Origin of the sequence: Paenibacillus sedimenti, from assembly GCF_014534655.1 — a bacterium.
Taxonomy (GTDB): Bacteria; Bacillota; Bacilli; order Paenibacillales; family NBRC-103111; genus Paenibacillus_E; species Paenibacillus_E sedimenti.
Genome location: NZ_JACVVD010000001.1, coordinates 300,650 through 320,396, shown reverse-complemented (window position 1 = coordinate 320,396; position 19,747 = coordinate 300,650). Strand labels below are relative to the sequence as shown.

The following is a 19,747-nucleotide window of genomic DNA, read 5'->3' as shown; positions in this document are numbered from 1 at the left end:
CGCATAAATAGCCCTTGATCTATCCATTAGGAGAAATCAAGGGCATACTTTGTTTATTGAAAAGAGGGTTGCATCCCACTTCCTCTTACTTATCGCTGCGCAAACGATCCAATAGCACCGCAAGTACGATAACAATACCAGTGATTACGGTTTGCCAAAAGAAGCTGACATTTAAAAGCGTCAATCCATTTCTGATAACTCCCAAAATTAACACACCAATAATCGTCATCTGAATTCGGCCGATTCCCCCAGCCAGACTCGTACCGCCGAGAACAACGGCAGCTATGGCATCAAGCTCGGCCATGCTTCCAGCATTCGGCTGACCGGAAATTAAACGCCCTGCAAGAACTACGCCAGCTAATCCGGCACATAAACCACTAATCGCGTAAACATGAATTAACGTCTTTTCAACCTTAATGCCTGTTAATCTCGCTGCCTCTTCATTTCCCCCAATCGCATAGATATGCCTGCCAAACATTGTGTATTTAAGCACGATAAACATAACGATATAGACACTAAGCATAATGTAAATGGGCGTTGGAACCGACAGTATTTTCCCCGAACCAATAAACTTAAACGGTTCAGAGGCCAGAATGGTAGGCAATCCCCCGCTAATGACGTAGGCAGCGCCTCTAATATATGTCATACTGCCTAATGTAACAATAAAGGATGGAAGCTTGGTTCTGGCCGTCAGAAAACCATTGATCCAGCCCGCTAAATATCCCACGGCAATCCCGGCAAACATCGCAATAACAGGGTTAACTCCTTGTTTGGAAAGCAATACGGAAACAACGCCTGCAAGTGCGATTGTAGACCCCACAGACAGATCAATCCCGCCGGTCAAAATAACGAGTGTCATCCCCGCCGCAAGAATTCCGTTAACGGATGATTGTTTTAATATATTGAGAATATTCCCCGTATCCGTGAAATTAGGCGCAAAAATGGCAAGTATGATACAAATAACAACCAATACAATTAACATGCCTAGTTGATTCCAAATTTTCTTCATGGATAATCCAACATTATGTTTTTTAGTAACTAATGCTTCCGCTCCAGCACTCATTTGATCTCCCCCGTTGCATAATACATGATCTTTTCTTGAGTCGCGTCTTCCCGCCCAAGGTTTGCCCGTAATTTACCCTCATGCATAACAAGTATGCGATCACTCAGCGCTAAAATTTCCGGCAGTTCCGAGGAAATCATTAACACGGCAAGACCGTTTTTGGCTAATTTATAAATGACCTTATGAATTTCAGTTTTGGCGCCAATGTCAACACCTCTTGTCGGTTCATCTAACAAAAGCACTTTAGGTTTAATGGATAACCAACGCGCAAGCAGCGCTTTTTGCTGATTTCCTCCGCTTAAGCTAACCACCTTTTGTTCTTTACTTGCCGTTTTAATGCCTAATTCTCTAATATACATGTCAGCTTCATGATTGATTTGCGACCAATCCAGGAGTGATGCTTTTCGATATTTAAACATTTCAGCCATCATAATATTTTCTTTGACCGACATATTCAGGAATAGACCTTGTTCCTTACGGCTTTCCGGAACATGGGCAATCCCATGTCGCATGGCATCCTCCGGAGAAGATATTTTTACTGATTGGCCGTTAATCAGAATTTCACCGGCTGATATTTCCGATAAACCAAAGATCGCTCTGACTAATTCCGTTCTTCCAGCCCCTACCAGTCCTGAAATCCCAACAATTTCTCCAGAATGAACCTCTAGAGAAATATCCTTAACGTTTTTGTTATCCGATAAATGTTTAATCTCTAGAACCGGCGTTTTATTTTTAATCCAGTCCGTATGTGAAGGCGGTTTTTGAAATAATTCGTTCAATTCACGGCCAACCATTGTCTTCACCAGATGTTCCGGATTGGTTTCGGTTATCGGAACGGATGTGATCCACTCCCCATCGCGCAAAATGGTACAGCGATCCGAAATTTTAAAAATTTCATCCATACGATGGGAAATATAAACAATCGCAACACCTTTTTGCTTTAATTCATTAATAATAATAAATAGCCTATCTATTTCTTTATGGGTTAATGAAGCTGTGGGTTCATCCATCACTAAAACTTCAGCTTCTATAGATAAAGCTCTCGCGATTTCCACCATTTGTTGTTGTGCAACACTCAAAGTTGAAACATATGCTCTAGGATCTAAATCAGATCCGATTGATTTTAATAGGACATGGGCTCGTTCGTGAACATTTTTCCAGTCCACCATACCGAACTTATTTTTTGGGAATTTGGTTCCCATTAATACGTTTTCACCTATGGTTATATTCGGAGAAAGATTAAGCTCTTGATGAATGACACTGATGCCTTTCTCACGAGCTTCCATGGCATTATGCCATGTGATAGATTTGCCTCGATACATGATCTCGCCTTTATCCGGACGGTATATCCCTGCCATAATCTTCATAAGCGTCGACTTACCGGCACCGTTCTCTCCCATTAAAGCATGTACTTCACCTTTGTATAGATCGATGTTGATGTTTTTTAATACGGTAACCCCTGAGAAAGACTTGGAGATCGCTCGCATGCTCAACACTTGTGACGACGATTCAGAGGAAATGTTCTTCTGAACTTCCGCTTGTACAGCTTCCATGTTCTCACTCCAACCCATTTAATAGTTAATATCACTTATGGACGATTGAATGAATACGATGTGGCCCCCTATAGAGAGTAACCACATCGCAAGAATAATTCGGTACTACCAGCCTTTGTAGTCTTTCACGTTTTCTGTAGTAATGAAATCAGTAGGAAGTTTAATTAATTCTTCTACCTTTTCACCGGCAAGAACTTTAAATGCCGTTTCAACCGCAATGGTAATCATATGAAATGGATTTTGCGCTGAGCTTCCAACAAAGCTTTTATTTTCTTTTAGTGTAGTCACTGCATCTGGTGATCCGTCCACCCCGACAATAAACATTTCCTTGTCGCGACCTGCTTGCTCTGCAGCAATTTTAGCGCCAATACCGGTCGGATCATTAATCGCAAATACGGCATCAATTTGACCTTTGCCATTTGCTTGTAAGATCGTTTCCATCTTAGCAAGCGATGTTTCACGATTACCGTTACCATTTTGATTCGCAACGATTTTAATGCCCGGAGCTGCTTTGAGCGCTTCTTTAAATCCTGCAATGCGGTCTGTTACAGCGGATACTGGCGGACCATCCAATACGGCAATATTGCCTTTTCCATTCAATCGTTTAACCAAATATTCGCCTGCGATTCTGCCTGCTTGAACGTTATCGGAAGTTACACTCGCATTAACGCCGCCTTCAGAAATGGTATCGACTGAAATGATTGGAATACCTGCTGCTTTAGCTTGACCCACAGCCGCTGCAATACCTTTGGTGTCCACAGAGCTTAGAATGATCATGCTTACTTTTTTCGTAATAAAGTCTTCGATCTGAGCGGTTTGCGTAGCCAAATTATCTTCTGCGCTAACGGCGATAACTTCACCGCCGTGTTTCTTGGCAGCTTCAGCAGCACCCTTGGACATCGCTACGAAAAAAGGATTGCTTAAGTTTTGTACGGTCAAACCGATAACTACTTTTTTCCCTTTTGCCGGATCTGCTGCTTTAGCTGTACTAGCTGCTGTTGCCGCTGGCGCCCCAGTTGCTGCTGCCGGTTTTGTTTCCGCTGCTTTACCGCAAGCCGTTAATGCAAATACTACGAATAGTAACAACAAAATTTTCACGTTTTTCATATTCAAATTCCTCCGTTTTTTTGTAATTGATGTTTGTTTTTCGTGTCTTAATCATACCTGTGATAAAAACAAAAAATAATAGAAAATTTTCTCGCAACTGTTGAAATTTTTCTACTGAACAAAAAAGCCCTGGCCTGGTTATGCATCAGGCTAGGGCTATATCTTATTGCTTTTATTCTATGACTGGCAGCCAAACATTGACGGTTGTTCCTTTCCCTAATTCACTCTCGAATTGCAGGCCATATTGATCGCCAAAATGCAGCTTGATTCTAGTATCCACATTTTGCACGCCAATACCGCTTCGCTTCCCAGATGTACGGTCTTTTCGGTACATGTTTTGGATTTCCTCTTGCGACATTCCGATTCCATTATCGATGACCTGAAGAAGAATTCTGCTCTCCATGCGAATTCCGGTTATTTGAATCGTACCTATACCCTCATTATTTCTTATTCCGTGGTAAATCGCATTTTCTACTAGAGGCTGTAAAATAATCTTGATCACCTTGTAAGAAAGGATGCCCTTATCCACATTGATTTCAAAATCCAATTTAGATTTATACCGCATTTTTTGGATCGTCAAATAATTTTTGATATGTTCGATTTCGTTAAAAATGGAAATGAATTCTTCTCCCTTACTAATGCTTAAACGGAACAACTTAGCTAAGGAAGCAGTCATTAGAGTAACCTCTTTCGACTTGCCGGACTCAGACATCCAAATAATTGAATCCAGCGTATTATAAAGGAAATGAGGATTGATCTGCGCTTGTAACACTTGCAATTCGCTCTTTCTTTTTAACTCCTGTTCTTTCACGTTTTGCAGCATCAGTTCCTTGATTTCTGTCGTCATTCGATTAAATCGATTGCTTAAGTGCCCGATTTCATTCGAGCTTTGAATATCAACCTGAATGTCGAAATTCCCCTTTTCAACTTCTTTCATTGATCTTTCAAGATGTTTGATCGGCCTTGAAATACGCAAAGATAAAATAATAGAGAGCAGCACCACAATGATAAGAAACGCTATGCCTCCAAAAAAAGTATACGTTTGCAACTCATTCTTATTGGAGACTAATTCGTCCACATAAGTGACCCCGACAATTTTCCAGCCGGTGCTTTGCGATGTTTTAATCGTGTACATCCGGCTATCTTTACCTTCAGAAGTTATAAAGTTGCTGCCGGGAGTACGCATGACTTGAGAAATCAATTCAATTTTCTGATTGTTGTTAATCATTTGCTGCTCGGGGTGATAAACAATGTTTCCCTGTGCATCCACAATGAAAACATAACCCCTATTTCCAAGTTTAATCTTGTTGCAAATATCGTTGATGACACTATAATTCAAATCTACAAGCAGAACGCCGAGTTTTTCGCCGCCGACATCACTGCTTAGTTCACGACTTAAGGATATTACTGAAGTATAGTCGTTCAGAATCATATTTTGTATATGTGAAGAAGAGATAACGACCTTCCCCTTCGCTTCAATTGCCTTCTTATACCAGCTTTGTTCCGTTGGATTGACTTGCGGATTTAGTTTAATATTTTTATTGTAAGGAATAATTTCGCCATTTGTACCAAATATAAGAATCGACGAAATATCTTTTCTTGTATTCAACACGGTATTCAGTTGGAAGGATATTTTCTGTTTCAAGTCTTCCTTCCCGTTTGCCCCCAGATATACCTGCTTCAAAAGGTACTCTTTGATATCATAGCTGGAAAGAACCATGCGTGAGATATTGTCCATATAATTGATGTAGCTATCTATATTCGAACTTACTTGTCCCATCAGCTGATACGTATAGTCGCGCGAATTTTTCTTCACTGCATCTGTGGAAAGATGATAAGACATCCAGGCAATCACCGTAATCGTGACCACAATTAAACATGAAAAAGCAACAGCAATGGTTGACTGGATACTTTTAAAACGGAAAAAATCCATGATTCGATTCCTTACCATGTTTTCGCCCCTTTTATACCATTCTACGATACACAGTCGGGGTCATACCCGTCGCTTTTTTGAAAATTAAATTGAAATAATGGGGGTCCGCATAGCCTATACGGTTTGCGATTTCGTAAGTCTTCAAATCCGTACATTTAAGCAATTCCTTCGCCTTTTCCACGCGAATCCGGGTTAGATAACTGATGAAAGTTTCTCCGGTATGGTTTTTAAAAATAAGGCTAAAGTAACTAGTGCTTAGAACCAGATACTTACAAACCATATCCATGGACATATTCGCATCCGCATAATTTTCTTTAATATATCCTTCCGCCTTCAAAGCTTGAATCTTGCAAGCATTGTTTCTTGTTTCTAGGATAATACCCGTGGTGCTCAGACAATAATTTTTCAGCCAATCTTCAACTTCATCAAGCGTTTTTAACCCGTAAATTTCGGTCAATGGGCTTGAAGACGAATTGCTATGGAGTGTTTCACAAATCTCAAGATCATCCAAAACATCCAAAATCGAGACGATGATTTGCTGGATGTGAATATAACAGCGATCCATTGGCAGATAGGATTCCTTCAGATTTTCAATGATTTTCTCAATGATCCCTTCAATCTCCTGCTGAGTTCCCGACTTTAAAGTAGTAGCGAGCTTTCTTTCCCAATGTTTATCGTAAGGAACCCTCTCCCCCGTTCCCCCTTCAATGTCGCCGATATGGATGATCCGATTCTTTCCAAGGAAAAAGCGATAATCAAGCGCATGTGAAGCCTTTTTATGAGAATGATGAATTTTATTTAGAGAGTTGCAAATATCGCCCACACCAATGGACACTGTAAACTTCAGATACTCTCTTACCGATCGATTGATCTCTTCGAAAATATGCACGGCCTCTTCACGAAGCGCTTCTATATGACCGCCAAAGAGGATGGCAATTGTTTTTTCATTATTGTTTTGGAACACAATTCCGTTCTTTTTTCTTGAAATAATTTCCCCGGCAATATTACACACGGCAAAATAGAGTAGTTCGCTCTCGCTTTCGGGGTAAAATCTTTGCAATTCCCCATGATCATCTACATCTATCACTGCGACTACATAGTAGCTTCCCGGTAAATCAATATCCAAATAGGCAAGCTTATCCCCAAGCTTGCTTTCACGGAGTTCTCCCGTAACCAACTGGTTCAAGAACCGCTCTCTGACAAGAGGCAAACTCTCTCTAAGCTGCTGCTTAAGCTTGCTTAAATCCTCTACCTTGCGATTCTCATCATCAAGATCCGCCTTTACTTTGGAGAGAATTTGAGATAATTCTTCAGCCGTATTCGGCTTTAAGATATAATCATGTACCTTCAGCTTCAAGGCTTGTTGAGCGTATTCAAACTCGTCGTAACCCGTAAGAATAATGATTTTGATCTGAGGATAATGTTCAAAGAGATAACGTGTCACTTCTAACCCATCCATCAAGGGCATGTTGATATCCGTTAAAACGACATCAGGTTGAAGTTGTTCAAGGGACTGGAGCACATCACGGCCATTTACAAAGTCGCCGACCAATTCAAATCCCAGATCTTCCCATTGCAAACTATCCCGTATTCCCTCTCTTACGTTGTCTTCATCATCCGCAATGATAATCTTATACATACCTTTACCAGCCTTTATAGGTTTCTACATTATCTTGAGTAATTAAGTCAACAGGAATTTTAATTAACGATTCTATCTTTTCACCTTTAAGAACCTTAAAGCCTTCATCCATGGCCAATTTAATCATTTCAAACGGATACTGTGCCGAGGTTGCAGCAAAGCTTTTGCCTTCTTTGATCGCCTTTATGGCATCTGGTGCTCCATCAACACCGACGATAAACATTTCTTTGTCGCGACCTGCTTGTTCCGCAGCGATTTTAGCGCCAACGCCAGACGGGTCATTCGTTGCGAATACAGCATCAATTTCCCCTTTTTTATAGGCCTGCAAAATGGTTTCCATCATTGAAAGCGATATGTCACGGTTGCCATGCCCATTTTTTTTAGCAACTACTTGAATTCCTGGAGCAGCTTTAATCGCTTCTTCAAACCCGGCGATACGATCCGTTACGGCAGATACTGGCGGGCCATCAATGACAACAACATTTCCTTTACCGTTTAAACGTTTAACTATATATTCTCCAGCCAATTTTCCGGCAAGATAGTTATCTGAGGTTACAACCGTGTTTACGCCTCCATCTGCGCCTACGTCAACTGCAATGACCGGGATTCCTGCCGCTTTAGCTTGACTGACAGCACCCGCTATACCTTTGGAATCTACAGCATTTAGCAGAATCACATTTACTTTTCTCGCTATAAAATCCTTGATTTGAGCTGTCTGCTTATCCAAATCGCCCTCTGCACTTACTGTAATTACGTCAGCACCATGCAGCATGGCGCCTGCAGTAGCGCCTTTGGACATCGCCACAAAGAATGGATTACTTAAATTTTGCAAAGTAAATCCTACCACTACTTCTTTTTCTGTATTTGCCGGTTCTGCTTTTTCTGTTGCTACAGGTGTAACGGTTGATTCAGATGGTATAGAAGGTTCCAATGTTGTACTTGAAAAGCATGCCGTAAGCGTAACCAAAGCAAGTACAAAAAATAAATATGATATTACTTTTATACTTTTCATAATAAACTAACCCCTAATTTTTTTTATGTACTATTCGACAAGTGCATCTGATTTCCTTCGATCACTGTTCTTAGATAAAATAATAAACCGGGACCCCCATATTTTCCACGGAGTCCCGGTCTTCGACATCGCTTGTTAAAATCGCTGCTTCACTGCTTTACTCACTGCTCCACAAGAAGTCATCTTCCCAAAAGCTGTATCCTCGAATTTGCGCGTTAGGCGCATCGTCGACGATATAATTGACCACATAGATCTCTCCGTCTTCGAACTGTACCCAACCGGAGTATCCCAAGTCCGAGTGTGGACTTCTGTCGAAATCGATCGGCATGATTCTCGTCGTTTGCTCTTTGCGCTCCTTTGCCACAGCAGATCCAATATCCGTAAGCGCTGCGAACAAGTTTTGCGTCCAAGCCCCCAGCCAGCCCTTACCTCCCTGATGAAACCGGTACGTAATCAGGATGCGGCCGCTTTGCAGCATACCGGATACAGGTCTGTGGCAGCCCGGCAGCGGAACCCGGTAAGGACCTTCCCAGCTTTCGCCCCGGTCATGGGATATGGCTTTGTAGCAGTCCCAGCCTTCCCCGGAATTTTCGCGAAGGAATGCAACCAGCGTTCCGTCCGGCAGCGGCAGGATGCTCGTTTCGACCAAATTCAATCCCGCCTCGCTGGCGACAGTAACAGGGCCGGTCCAACTCCTCCCCTGATCGTCGGAATACCACAGCAACTGCTCCCCATAGCCGTGAACGGGGCTTCTATCATGGGCCGACATCAGCCAGCGCCCTCCCGGCAGTTCGCACAGCTTATCCGGGACGATACCCGTTACCGGCGTTTCGATCGGTCCCTGCCATTCCGTTCCTTCCGGATCGCCGAGCCACATATAATTTTTGCCCTTCGACTCCCGCTCCCCGAAAATTTTATCGGCTACGATGACAAGCCTGTTGTCGGACAGACGGGATATTCGCGGACAGTTCCAATTCGGTCGGCCATTTGTTCCTTCCGTTAACGGGATTTTCGGGCCCCAGGTACGGCCTCGATCGGAGCTTTCCTTATATACGATCCGGGTGTAGGAACGATCATTATGGTGGGTGCATTCCGAGAACACACAGATCAGCTTTCCTTGAACGGTTAGCGTAACATCCGGCCACGCTTCATAAATGGAATCGTCCCGGCTGATTGTGAATTTTTCGATAGGCATTCTTATCACTCCAACGAGTTTATGCTATTTGTTTTTCTTATACAATTCCTGTCCATAGGTAATAACGTCCTGACCGCCTGCTGCCAGCCACTTCTTCTGAAGTTCAGCCCAAGCGCCTTCAAAATCGTCGCCCATGATAGCCTTCAACCAGCCCTCTCCAAAGGTTGATCTTAATTTGGTTTGGTCTCCAAGAAGTTTATCATCAAAAACATTCATGAGCGGTGGAGCCATTGTATACTTAGCGTTGGTAGCAAACCAATCCGTGAAAGCGCCTTCTGCCATTTCGGTAGGAATCCATGGCTGCAGCTTCTTAAACGCCTCGTCATAATTAAAATTGCTTTCTTTGATCGGAATGTAAGCATATTCAAAATAATTCATCGCACCCCATGCTAATGGATACAGATACCCGTTCTTTTTGGTGTCCCAGTCTTTGTCGGCTTCAGCCTTGTTTACAGTAAAGATTCTCTTGCCGCCTTCTTCTTTAACACCGGTAAAGTGGGTTCCATTAATTCCGAACAGAGTCAGTTCTCTGCCTTCCTTAGTTAGCGTATATTCGATTAATTCCAATGCCTTTTCAGGGTTCTTAGAAGTCTTCGGAATAATATTCCCCCTCCAGAAACCGCCTGAATGACCTAAGTTAGCAGGTACTCCGTTCATACCTTTAAGCGGTGGAAGATAGGCGATTTTGGCATTCGGATTAACAGACTTAGCCTTTTGCAAGAATAAATCAGGTTTCGTTGTAGCAGCTATGCCGTATTTCCCTGCTCCGAAATCATCCGACTCAGGACCTTGGGCACCATCGGGTTTTAAGCTCAGCCAATCCTTGTTAATAAGATCTTCTTTGACCAGCTTTCTAAAGAAAGCTGCCGAATCTTTTGCATTCTGCGATACTTCATATCTGGTAATGCTTCCATCCGGCTGGGCCACCCAGTTGTCTGTTCTGCCTGCTACGGCATGTGCTCTTGATATAAACTGTCCAAGCTGGGTAATAGAAGGATCGGACATACCGCTTGCCCTTGTATAAACGCCATAGGTGTCCGCTTTGCCATTCTTATCCGGATCTTTTTCCTTGAAGGCTTTGGCAACGTTATAAAATTCCTCGAGAGTCGTAGGCATACTTAAGCCTAAATTCTCCAGCCAGTCTGTACGAATAACCCAGCCCCACTGCATGGGAGCAAGCCCCAGTGGCTTGTAATAAGACTTTCCGTCAATCTTAAAGCCTTTGTAAACCTCAGAGTTAACAATAGCATTGATGTGCGGGTACTTACCGCTTTTTAAATAGTCATCATACGACAAAATCAAGCCATTCTTAGCCCATTCGTTCAATGTTTTGCCGGGGTCAACCGTAGCGATGTCAAATGTTTCTCCCGAAGCCATCATGAGGTTAATTTTGTTGGCAAATTGATCGCTTGGGATGCTTACAATTTCAATCTTCGTATTCGTTCTTTTCTGGAGTTCCAGAAGGATGCGATCCTTTTGGGGGTCCTGCTCGTTGGCTGCACGTACCCAGCGGATTGGAACCGGTTCAGTCGCTTTTTGCTCTTTTTGCTGGCTGCTTCCCGTATCTTTTGGCTGGCCGCTTGATTGAGCATTGGACTGGTCATTCTGTGCACATCCGCTTAATACAGTACCGGCTAGCAACAGTGACAAAGACAAGCTACTAATAATCCGATGACGCTTTTTCATCTTTTTACCTCTTCCTTTTCATATAATGACCTATTTATGTAATCCACCATGTGGGGGATTTCCATTATTCCTTTACCGCACCCATCATGATTCCTTTGGTAAAGTACTTCTGGATGAATGGATAAATGATGAGGACGGGAATCATTCCAATGATAATGCAAGCCATTTTAAACTGCTCCATATTGGATCCCGACGTCATGACGCCTACCTCCGCGGTAACCATATCCTGAATAATCATCTGTCGCAATAAAACCTGAAGCGGGAACATGTCATTTGAATTAATGAATAATGTTGCTAAAAAGTAGTCATTCCATAAAGCTACACCGTAAAATAAACTAATAGCGGCAAAAACAGGCATAGATATCGGAATAATAATCTTAAACAGTATTTGAATGTCATTATATCCGTCAATTCTCGCAGCTTCTTCAAGACTTGCGGGAATGCTGGCATAATAATTTTTCATAATAATCAGGTTATACGTGGAGATCGCAGTAGGTAAAACCAACGACCAAATGGTATCAATGAGATGCAGATTTCTAACTAGTACATAAAACGGAACCAATCCCCCACTAAAAAACATGGTAAACACAATTAAGCGAAATATGATTCCTCTGCCCGGAAGATCCTTCTTGGATAGTGCGTAAGCACCAAAACTGGTGAGTATGATGCTTATTGTTGTTCCAAGCGTCGTTATTTGAACGGATCTGAATAAAGCAGTTACAATTCCTCCGATACTGCCTAGAGCTCTCTTGTACTCTGTAAGACTGAAACTCTTGGGAATCAGGTGATACGGGTCTGTCAAATATACTTCTTGCGTGGAAAAAGAGATAACCAAGATCCTCCACAAAGGCAGTAGTATGATAAGGGCTGATAAACCAAGGATTAGATAGATGATCGTATCAGCTAGTGCAAACCTTTTTTGTATATACATGTAGAATCCTCCTCCCCGTGTTAATAGACACCTTCTTGACCAAATGCCTTTACAATCCTGTTAGAAACTATAAGTAGTACAGCGCATATAACAGACTTTAGCATTCCAGCTGCTGCCGCGTAACTAAATTTGTTATCTCCTAGAGCGGTTCTGAAAATGTAGGTATCAAGAATATCACCGGTTGAATAGACCATTGGATTGTAGAAGTTATATACTTGGTCAAATCCCCAAGTTAAAACTTTTCCGATAATTAAGATAAACATGATAAAAATGACATTACGAATGCCAGGTATTGTCACATTCCATACAAGGGACCATCTTCCGGCGCCATCCATGACAGCGGCTTCATAATGTTCCGTATTGATGCTGGCCATGGCCGCAACATAGATGACAGTGGCAAATCCCGCCTCTTTCCAGAGATCCGTTAAAATGAGCACAGGCCTAAATAGTTCCGGGTTTGTCAGCATATCCGTAGCTTGTTCTTTAAAAATGGCTGCAACAATCCCTGTCTCCGGACTAAAAAAAGTGATGAATATGGAAGCAACGATAACCCACGAAATAAAATGCGGTAAATAGATAATCGTTTGAACCGACTTACGGAATTTAATATGCCTTACTTCGTTTAGCAGCAGTGCAATCATGATAGGAATTGGAAACTGCGTAAGAAGTCGGTATACGGCAATAATGACGGTGTTCCAAAATGCCCGCCAGAAATCTTCATCACTAAATAATTCTTTAAAATGTTTCAATCCAACGAATGGGCTGTTAAAAAATCCTTTACTCATGGAAAAGTCCTGAAAAGCCATCGTTATTCCATACATGGGGATATAACAGAAGATTAGATACCAAATGAGCACAGGGAGCAGCATGAAATAGAAATATTTATATCTTGATATAAGTTTCATTTTCTTTTGATAACCAGACTTTGGTTTTTTCTTAATAAACAGTCCGGATGTTTTTATTGCTTCAGTATCCATGTTTCTTCTCCTTTTTATTTTTGTATTGGATATCCGTAAGTGATGTTGCTTGGGTTCATTATAAAGCGTTTTCATGAGTGTTGAGTACGACTCTAACTTAACATTTGTTACGTTTTCTTAACCTGTTTAATCCCCCAAAAGTGAAGCAAATCTTTGAGAAATAAGCAGCAGGGTTACTCAAATAAAGTAACCCTGTTGTTCCAACAGAGGAAAATAGATGATGACCGCGGTACCTTTTCCTAAAGTACTACTGTCTACTTCAATCCCATATTCTTCTCCGAAATATAATTTTATTCGTTCATGAACATTGATGATCCCTATGCTTTCCCCTTTTGTTTTCCCCTCGAGCCTCGCCCTGATTTCCAACAACTTGTCCTCTGTCATTCCTGCACCATTGTCACCGATTGTTATCTTCAACTTCTCCTGCATCTTTCGAACTTCGATGACGATAGTGCCTCCATGATCCGTTACCTCCAGGCCATGATAAATGGCATTTTCCACGATTGGCTGCAGCGTCAGCTTCAGAACCGGAATATCTAACGTATCGTCACTTACATCAAAAATTGCCTTAATTTTGCCCCCAAACCGCATTTGCTGTATTTCTATGTAGGTTTTCACATGTGCGATTTCCTCACTAACCTTCACCACTTTTTCTCCCCGGGTGATGCTCGTTTTAAACAATGCGATAAGCAGTTTGATCATTTTCTCTGTCCTGGGATCCTTAGCAAAAGCCATATATTGTGCGGTTTTTAAAGTGTTGTAAAGAAAATGAGGGTTGATTTGTGACTGCAGCAGATTTAATTCGTATTCCTTGGCTTTAAGTTCAGCATCTTTGATCTTAACCTCGGATATATATTTTTCTTCAATTAGCAGATTTATGCGCTCAAGCATCTCATTGAAGCTATTCCCTAATTCATAGATTTCATCCTCTGTGGAGCTCTTAAAACGGGTTTGCAGGTTTCCTCTTTTCACGTTTCTTACGGTTTTAACCAATGAGGATATGTTCCTTGAAAGAATAGAAGAGAATCCGTACGAGAACCCAAAGCTTAGTATGATAAGCCCTGAGAGAACCACTATACTGTAAAACAGTATGTACTCATTCTCATTAAAGTCCTTTAAAAGGAATACTAAACTCCACCCGTTTTCATCAAAGAACTTCGAAATCATCAAATAATTATTTCCGCCATCCCTAAAAACCGCCCTTTCATTCTGTTCTAAGGAAGGTTTATGGGTTGTTACTGCCTCTAACAAGCTTTTCTTTTCACTTCGGCCGGTATCACTGAAGATATCTTTGCCTGTTTGGTCCACAAGGTATAAATCCAAATAACTGTACTTAACAAACACATTCAGCATCTTCTCTATCTCTTCACCATTAAAATCAACTAAGATAAACCCTAATAATTTTCCAGCCTCGATGCCATCTGCAACACCTCTTATTTGCATGCCTATACGTATACCTTTTTTATTAAAGGGTGAATCCGTATAGCTTCGCCATAAAAAAGTACTAAAATGATCTTTTACGTAACCCAAATCCGTTTTGGCATCGGGACGCATCATGAATGGCCTTCCGTAGGTAGAGGAATATACCAGGCGTTCGTCTGCGTTATAAATGGTAATATTAGATATTCCTTTATCGAATAAATTTCTGGAAAGAATGATATTATTCATCTCATCCCGAATCTCTTGATCGGTATTTGAAGATTTGCTAACATCCAGAAGCTTTTGGACCTTCTCATTGAAAGAGGAAGTCTCAATGGTCAACCTCCGATAATTATTGTAAACAAACTCCATCTGTTGATAGAGAATTTGAGCACTATATTCAAAGACAGACCCTACCTGGCTTTCTACCGTGTGCTTGGCGGATATATAGGAGCTGCCTGTTATTAATACAGCCGGAACCGTTACTATAGCGGAATACAAAATGAGCAAAGTCAATTTGAAGCTTAATCGCCTCTTCGACAAAGCTATTGGCTTTTTTTCAATATAGCTGTGATTAAGCGAACCTATTTGCATTTCCATATTTTTAATAGGCTTAACAATTTTTTTACCTGTAATAGCCAGTACAATGATGGATAAAGCCAGGCATAATAAACCAATCCGAATATTGGCAGTAAAATTTTTATGAATGGACTTTTGAAGCTTGTCAAAAGTGAACGTATTGGTTATCGTCCACCCTTCATAGTTTAGAGCATTTTTAAATGAGAATTTTTGTTCAGCCCATTCACCTGCATGTTGACTAAAGGAAACTTCAGCTGAGTTCCCTGCATGATCCGTAATAAAAATTCCATTCCCTGCAAACTGCATCTCCTCAATAAGCTTTTTACTGAGCACCACAACCATATAGGCCTTTATTTCATTGGTATACGGCTCGAATACAGGACTTATGATAGCTAACCTTTCATAGATCCCTTCTCTATATCTATCAAGGAAAAACTGACTTTCAGCGTTTTGCAGCAAAGGTTTCTTTAATTGGTTATAAAATTGTGCAGATCCGTATTTGTCATAGTTTTTTCCAACAGAATTACTAGCCTTGATAAAAATATTTCTATGGTAATCAACTACAAGTACGGAATCCACCTTATCATTGGTTAGAATAAGACTTTTCAGAAAATCCTCGTAGTCCTTTTGTGCTTTTATAAGAACATAAGGGTCTGATTCATCCGCACTGATAATCCTGTCAAAATACTCATTTTTCATAGACAAACTAACCGTATTGGCGATTTCGCCCAAATACGTATTGGCCTTTTCTACTGCTGCACCTGTAGCTATCTCATTTACGCGTTCGAACTGAAACAAAATAATTTTATTTGTGACAAAATAGCATGTTAAGGTAGTTAACGATATAGATATCACTGAAAAAACAATACCGAATAAAATAATTTTCTTTTCCAGAGACTTTTTAAAGTTAAATTTAATCATGCAAACTCCTCATAAGTTTTAGGTTACCCTTTGTATTTTTCTCTGTATTCCAACGGCGTAAGTCCTGTGACGCTTCTGAAAAGTTCACTAAAATAACGAGGCTTCTCGTAACCGACCAAACTTGATATCTCATAGACTCTATAGTTTATATCCTTTAGAAGCCTTTTTGCTTCTTCAATTCGCACTTCAGTGAGGATATGCTTAAATGTTTGTCCTAAATCCTTACTGAACAGCCTGGAAACATGAACAGGATGAACATTTACATGCCTTGCTAATTCCTCAAGGCTTATTTGACCGGAATAGTTTTTCCTTATATACGCCAGGGCTTCATCCACAATCCTTCTGTTTTTCATAGGGCTCTCTTCATTAAGTAAATCAAATGCCTCGACAGTAAACGCTTCCAACTTCTTGAAAATCATTACAATCGTCTCACAATATCCGATTTCTTTTATCGCATAGTTGGATTTTTCCAAAAACACATCCGATTTTTTTCCCATTTGTCCCAATTCGCCCACTATAGATAAAACCAGTTTAACAGCAAACCCTGAAATCATATCAATATCTGTTAATTTGGAATCTATTAATTGATTTTTGAGTGTATCCAGATATTCGATTAATTTTACATGCGCTTTGCCATTAACAAGCGGCATGATTTCTTTCATCAACCTTTCTTCCTCCATGAAGGTAAATATCCGTTTGCTGTTAGGATCCAGTTCACTCTCATTGATCATACAGTTGCCAATGTAAGCTTTGTGCAGGAATGCCTCTCTTATATGTAGATACGAATGACAAAGTTCTTGTAAATTAGCTGTCGTATTTCCAATCACACAAGAAATATCAAGGCATTCATCTTCATTTTTTTTATACATGCCCAGTTCTTCCTTCAAATTGCTAAATACTTCAGTTACCGTTTGCACAAAATCTTTTTCAGGAAGCGTCCATAAAACACAGAACATTTCATTTAACGAAATAACCGTCCCTTTATTTTGAATTTCGATATGTTCATATAAATACCCTCGGATAAATTCATGGATACTTCGTACTCTGTCTGCCCCGGAATAAAAGGTCAGATGCTTATATTCATCGAGTCGAAACAAAGTAATGCGGTAATCTTTATTTTTAACAAAAACACCGGCTTTTTGAATATTTGTAACCGCTTTCTCATTTGTGTTTGAATTACTTTCCATAATTTCTTTAAAGAGAATTTCCCGCTGTCTCCAAATATCTTCACTATCCATCCTGATTTGATTTTCTTTATCTAAAACATCTTTAAGCTTTGTAAAATGATGAACAATTTCATCTTCCCCGTCAGACTTTAAAATATATCCGTAAACCCCGCACTCTAAGCCTTTCCTTGCATAGTCAAATTCATTGAAAGCACTGAATAGTGTTACCTTCGTTTTTGGAAACTTGCTCTTTACTTCCATAGCCAATTCAAGACCGTTCAATACAGGCATCCGTATATCTGTCAGAATAGCATCAACTTCTGTTTTGTCTAAAAACTCCAGAGCCTTATATCCATTTTCGCATACCCCTGCTACTTCAAAACCTATGGAATTCCAATCAATAATCGTTGGCAGAACCGTTCTGAAGATCTCTTCATCTTCAACAATAAGCAGCCTGTACAATCCCATTCACCTCCTGAATTCTCGTTAGGTAATCCCTATATTGTAGCTCGTAGGGCAGCAGCTCATATTTCATTTTTTTAGAAATCCTATCATTTCTTCATGAAAACGAAGCGTACGTGAACAATTGCTTGAAGGCGCTGGAATACACGGTAAAAATAAAAGCAAGCGTTCACCCCGCTAAGGGAAACCGCTCGCTTTTAGTTTATAAGGGGGGCAAGTCTTATTATAGACTCTCTCACCCCTTTAATGCGCCTATCATTACACCTTTGACGAAGTATTTCTGTATGAACGGATAGACAGCCAGTATCGGCAAGGTGGCCACCATAATGGTCGCGTATTTCACGGTTTCTCCGACTTGAAGCTGCTCCCCGACACCGGAGTTCGAGGTAATCGTATCTGTAGAATTCAAGATCAGGATCTCACGCAGCAATATTTGCAGCGGGTACAGCTCCCGGTCCTTTAGAAATATCGACGCGTAAAACCAGCCGTTCCACTTCTCTACCGCATAAAACATGCCCATAACCGCCATAACCGGCAAGGAAAGCGGAATAATAATCCGAAACAGGATGACCCAATGATTCGCTCCATCGATTTTGGCCGATTCCTCCAGGCTGACGGGCACGCCTTGGAAAGCGGTTCGCATGACGATCATATTGAACGTATTGACCATAAAGGGAATGACTGTCGCCCATAGTGAATTGTATAACCCAATTCCTTTGACGATCAAATAAAACGGGATCAAACCTCCGCTAAAAAACATCGTGAACATGATGATCATCATAAATGCCTTGTTCCACAGTACGTTTTTTCGGGAAAGGACATACGCCCCGAGCGCCGTGAACAACAAGTTCAATACAACGCCTGCAACGACAATAAACATCGTATTGCGATACCCTCTCAGCATCTCGCCGCTTTCGAATACTTTTTTGTAAGCGGCAAAATCGAAGCCGAGCGGTCTTAGCAATAAACCTCTATGTGCGATAAGCGCGTTACCGTCACTTACGGAAGCGAATGCGACATGCAAGAGCGGATACAGCGTGACGATCATCAGCATCGTAAGCAGCACATAGATAGTTAAGTCGAACCATTTTTCAGATAAATTTGTTCTCACCAGAATCCCTCCTTAACTACCATAAGCTGTGCTCATTGACCTTTCGACTGATCCAGTTTGCAGTTACGAGCAGAATCAGATTAACGACCGAATTGAATATGCCGACCGCCGAGCTGTAGCTCCATCCGAATTCCAGCAGACCTTTGCGGTAAACGAACGAGGAAATGACGTCTGCCGTTTCGTATATAGTCGGGTTATAGAGCAAAATAATCTTCTCGAAGCCGACATTCAGCATGTTGCCCATGCGCAGGATGAACAGAATCATAATCGTCGGCATAATGCCCGGCAGCGTAATATGCCAAATTTGTTTAAAACGTCCTGCTCCGTCGATGCGAGCTGCTTCATACTGCTCCTGATCGATGCCCATTAAAGCGGCCAAATAAATGATCGACTCCCACCCGATCCCTTGCCATATTCCCGATATGATGTATATCGGCCTAAACAGCTCGGGATGCTGTAGCATCGAAGTGCTGTCGCCCCCGAAAAACGTCCACAGATAGGTGATGATCCCGTTGCTGTTCGTAAAGTCCTTAATAATACCTGCAATGACGATCATCGAAATAAAATGCGGCATGTAGGTGATAAGCTGAACCGACTTCTTGAATACTTTGCTTCGAACTTCATTGATCATGATAGCGAGCAGGATCGGCGCCGGAAAATCAAAGATTAGATTATAAAAACTCAGAAGCAGCGTGTTTTTGAGAATACGCCAAAAATAAAAGGAGCTAAAGAACGATTCGAAATGCTCAAAGCCTACCCATTTGCTCCCCATTACGCCTTTAATGGGCGTATACTCTTTGAATGCGATAATAGCGCCATACATCGGTAAATAATGAAAGATCACATAAAACGCAATGATCGGGACCATCATGATATATAAATATTTGTTTAATATAAAATCCTTGACGAGTGTTCTGCGAAACGTGACCGGTCTTGCCGTAAGCTTCTCCATAGCGCTCTCCCTTCCTTGTGAGTGAAAAGGGACAGGAATGC

At 41.2% G+C, this 19,747-nt stretch carries 14 protein-coding genes; all 14 read right to left on the bottom strand.

The features are described from left to right. Positions 1 to 85: 85 nt before the first annotated feature. The gene (locus tag ICC18_RS01095) at positions 86 to 1,063 is read right to left on the bottom strand and encodes an ABC transporter permease (protein WP_188172536.1); all 978 of its coding nucleotides are present in this window, start codon (positions 1,061 to 1,063) and stop codon (positions 86 to 88) included. Continuing rightward, the gene (locus ICC18_RS01090; protein ID WP_188172535.1) at positions 1,060 to 2,616 is read right to left on the bottom strand and encodes a sugar ABC transporter ATP-binding protein; all 1,557 of its coding nucleotides are present in this window, start codon (positions 2,614 to 2,616) and stop codon (positions 1,060 to 1,062) included. Before ICC18_RS01090 ends, ICC18_RS01095 begins: the two co-directional genes overlap by 4 nt. A 105-nt stretch (positions 2,617 to 2,721) precedes the next feature. Further along, positions 2,722 to 3,723: a substrate-binding domain-containing protein gene (locus tag ICC18_RS01085; protein ID WP_188172534.1), complete on the bottom strand. Its 1,002-nt coding sequence runs from the start codon at positions 3,721 to 3,723 to the stop codon at positions 2,722 to 2,724. Positions 3,724 to 3,895: 172 nt separating this feature from the next. Then, positions 3,896 to 5,674, bottom strand: a complete 1,779-nt coding sequence (locus ICC18_RS01080; RefSeq protein ID WP_223192239.1) for a sensor histidine kinase — start codon at positions 5,672 to 5,674, stop codon at positions 3,896 to 3,898. Positions 5,675 to 5,687: 13 nt separating this feature from the next. Then, a complete protein-coding gene (locus ICC18_RS01075) occupies positions 5,688 to 7,295 on the bottom strand; it encodes a response regulator (RefSeq protein ID WP_188172533.1) in 1,608 nt (535 codons plus the stop codon). Between the two features lie 4 nt (positions 7,296 to 7,299). Beyond that, positions 7,300 to 8,307, bottom strand: a complete 1,008-nt coding sequence (locus ICC18_RS01070) for a substrate-binding domain-containing protein (protein ID WP_188172532.1) — start codon at positions 8,305 to 8,307, stop codon at positions 7,300 to 7,302. Between the two features lie 157 nt (positions 8,308 to 8,464). Further along, positions 8,465 to 9,502, bottom strand: a complete 1,038-nt coding sequence (locus tag ICC18_RS01065; protein ID WP_188172531.1) for a sialidase family protein — start codon at positions 9,500 to 9,502, stop codon at positions 8,465 to 8,467. 24 nt (positions 9,503 to 9,526) lie between these two features. Then, positions 9,527 to 11,188, bottom strand: a complete 1,662-nt coding sequence (locus ICC18_RS01060; protein WP_188172530.1) for an extracellular solute-binding protein — start codon at positions 11,186 to 11,188, stop codon at positions 9,527 to 9,529. A 64-nt stretch (positions 11,189 to 11,252) separates the two neighbouring features. Beyond that, entirely contained in the window at positions 11,253 to 12,119 is an 867-nt protein-coding gene (locus ICC18_RS01055; protein WP_188172529.1) for a carbohydrate ABC transporter permease, read from the bottom strand. A gap of 20 nt (positions 12,120 to 12,139) precedes the next feature. Beyond that, positions 12,140 to 13,096: an ABC transporter permease gene (locus tag ICC18_RS01050; RefSeq protein WP_188172528.1), complete on the bottom strand. Its 957-nt coding sequence runs from the start codon at positions 13,094 to 13,096 to the stop codon at positions 12,140 to 12,142. A gap of 177 nt (positions 13,097 to 13,273) precedes the next feature. Further along, positions 13,274 to 16,015: a sensor histidine kinase gene (locus tag ICC18_RS01045; protein WP_188172527.1), complete on the bottom strand. Its 2,742-nt coding sequence runs from the start codon at positions 16,013 to 16,015 to the stop codon at positions 13,274 to 13,276. Positions 16,016 to 16,038: 23 nt separating this feature from the next. Beyond that, a complete protein-coding gene (locus tag ICC18_RS01040; RefSeq protein ID WP_188172526.1) occupies positions 16,039 to 17,643 on the bottom strand; it encodes a response regulator transcription factor in 1,605 nt (534 codons plus the stop codon). A 235-nt stretch (positions 17,644 to 17,878) separates the two neighbouring features. Continuing rightward, positions 17,879 to 18,754 carry a carbohydrate ABC transporter permease gene (locus ICC18_RS01035; protein WP_312029461.1) on the bottom strand — a complete coding sequence of 292 codons (876 nt, stop codon included), beginning with the start codon at positions 18,752 to 18,754 and terminating at the stop codon, positions 17,879 to 17,881. A 16-nt stretch (positions 18,755 to 18,770) separates the two neighbouring features. After that, positions 18,771 to 19,706: an ABC transporter permease gene (locus ICC18_RS01030; RefSeq protein WP_188172525.1), complete on the bottom strand. Its 936-nt coding sequence runs from the start codon at positions 19,704 to 19,706 to the stop codon at positions 18,771 to 18,773. Positions 19,707 to 19,747 lie beyond the last annotated feature (41 nt).

What these genes read in the sequence shown, in the direction of transcription:
- ICC18_RS01075 (WP_188172533.1), bottom strand. Translation starts at nt 7,295, where the DNA reads ATGTATAAGATTATCATTGCGGATGATGAAGACAACGTAAGAGAGGGA.
- ICC18_RS01080 (WP_223192239.1), bottom strand. Translation starts at nt 5,674, where the DNA reads ATGGTAAGGAATCGAATCATGGATTTTTTCCGTTTTAAAAGTATCCAG.
- ICC18_RS01050 (WP_188172528.1), bottom strand. Translation starts at nt 13,096, where the DNA reads ATGGATACTGAAGCAATAAAAACATCCGGACTGTTTATTAAGAAAAAA.
- ICC18_RS01090 (WP_188172535.1), bottom strand. Translation starts at nt 2,616, where the DNA reads ATGGAAGCTGTACAAGCGGAAGTTCAGAAGAACATTTCCTCTGAATCG.
- ICC18_RS01095 (WP_188172536.1), bottom strand. Translation starts at nt 1,063, where the DNA reads ATGAGTGCTGGAGCGGAAGCATTAGTTACTAAAAAACATAATGTTGGA.
- ICC18_RS01085 (WP_188172534.1), bottom strand. Translation starts at nt 3,723, where the DNA reads ATGAAAAACGTGAAAATTTTGTTGTTACTATTCGTAGTATTTGCATTA.
- ICC18_RS01055 (WP_188172529.1), bottom strand. Translation starts at nt 12,119, where the DNA reads ATGTATATACAAAAAAGGTTTGCACTAGCTGATACGATCATCTATCTA.
- ICC18_RS01045 (WP_188172527.1), bottom strand. Translation starts at nt 16,015, where the DNA reads ATGATTAAATTTAACTTTAAAAAGTCTCTGGAAAAGAAAATTATTTTA.
- ICC18_RS01030 (WP_188172525.1), bottom strand. Translation starts at nt 19,706, where the DNA reads ATGGAGAAGCTTACGGCAAGACCGGTCACGTTTCGCAGAACACTCGTC.
- ICC18_RS01060 (WP_188172530.1), bottom strand. Translation starts at nt 11,188, where the DNA reads ATGAAAAAGCGTCATCGGATTATTAGTAGCTTGTCTTTGTCACTGTTG.
- ICC18_RS01065 (WP_188172531.1), bottom strand. Translation starts at nt 9,502, where the DNA reads ATGCCTATCGAAAAATTCACAATCAGCCGGGACGATTCCATTTATGAA.
- ICC18_RS01070 (WP_188172532.1), bottom strand. Translation starts at nt 8,307, where the DNA reads ATGAAAAGTATAAAAGTAATATCATATTTATTTTTTGTACTTGCTTTG.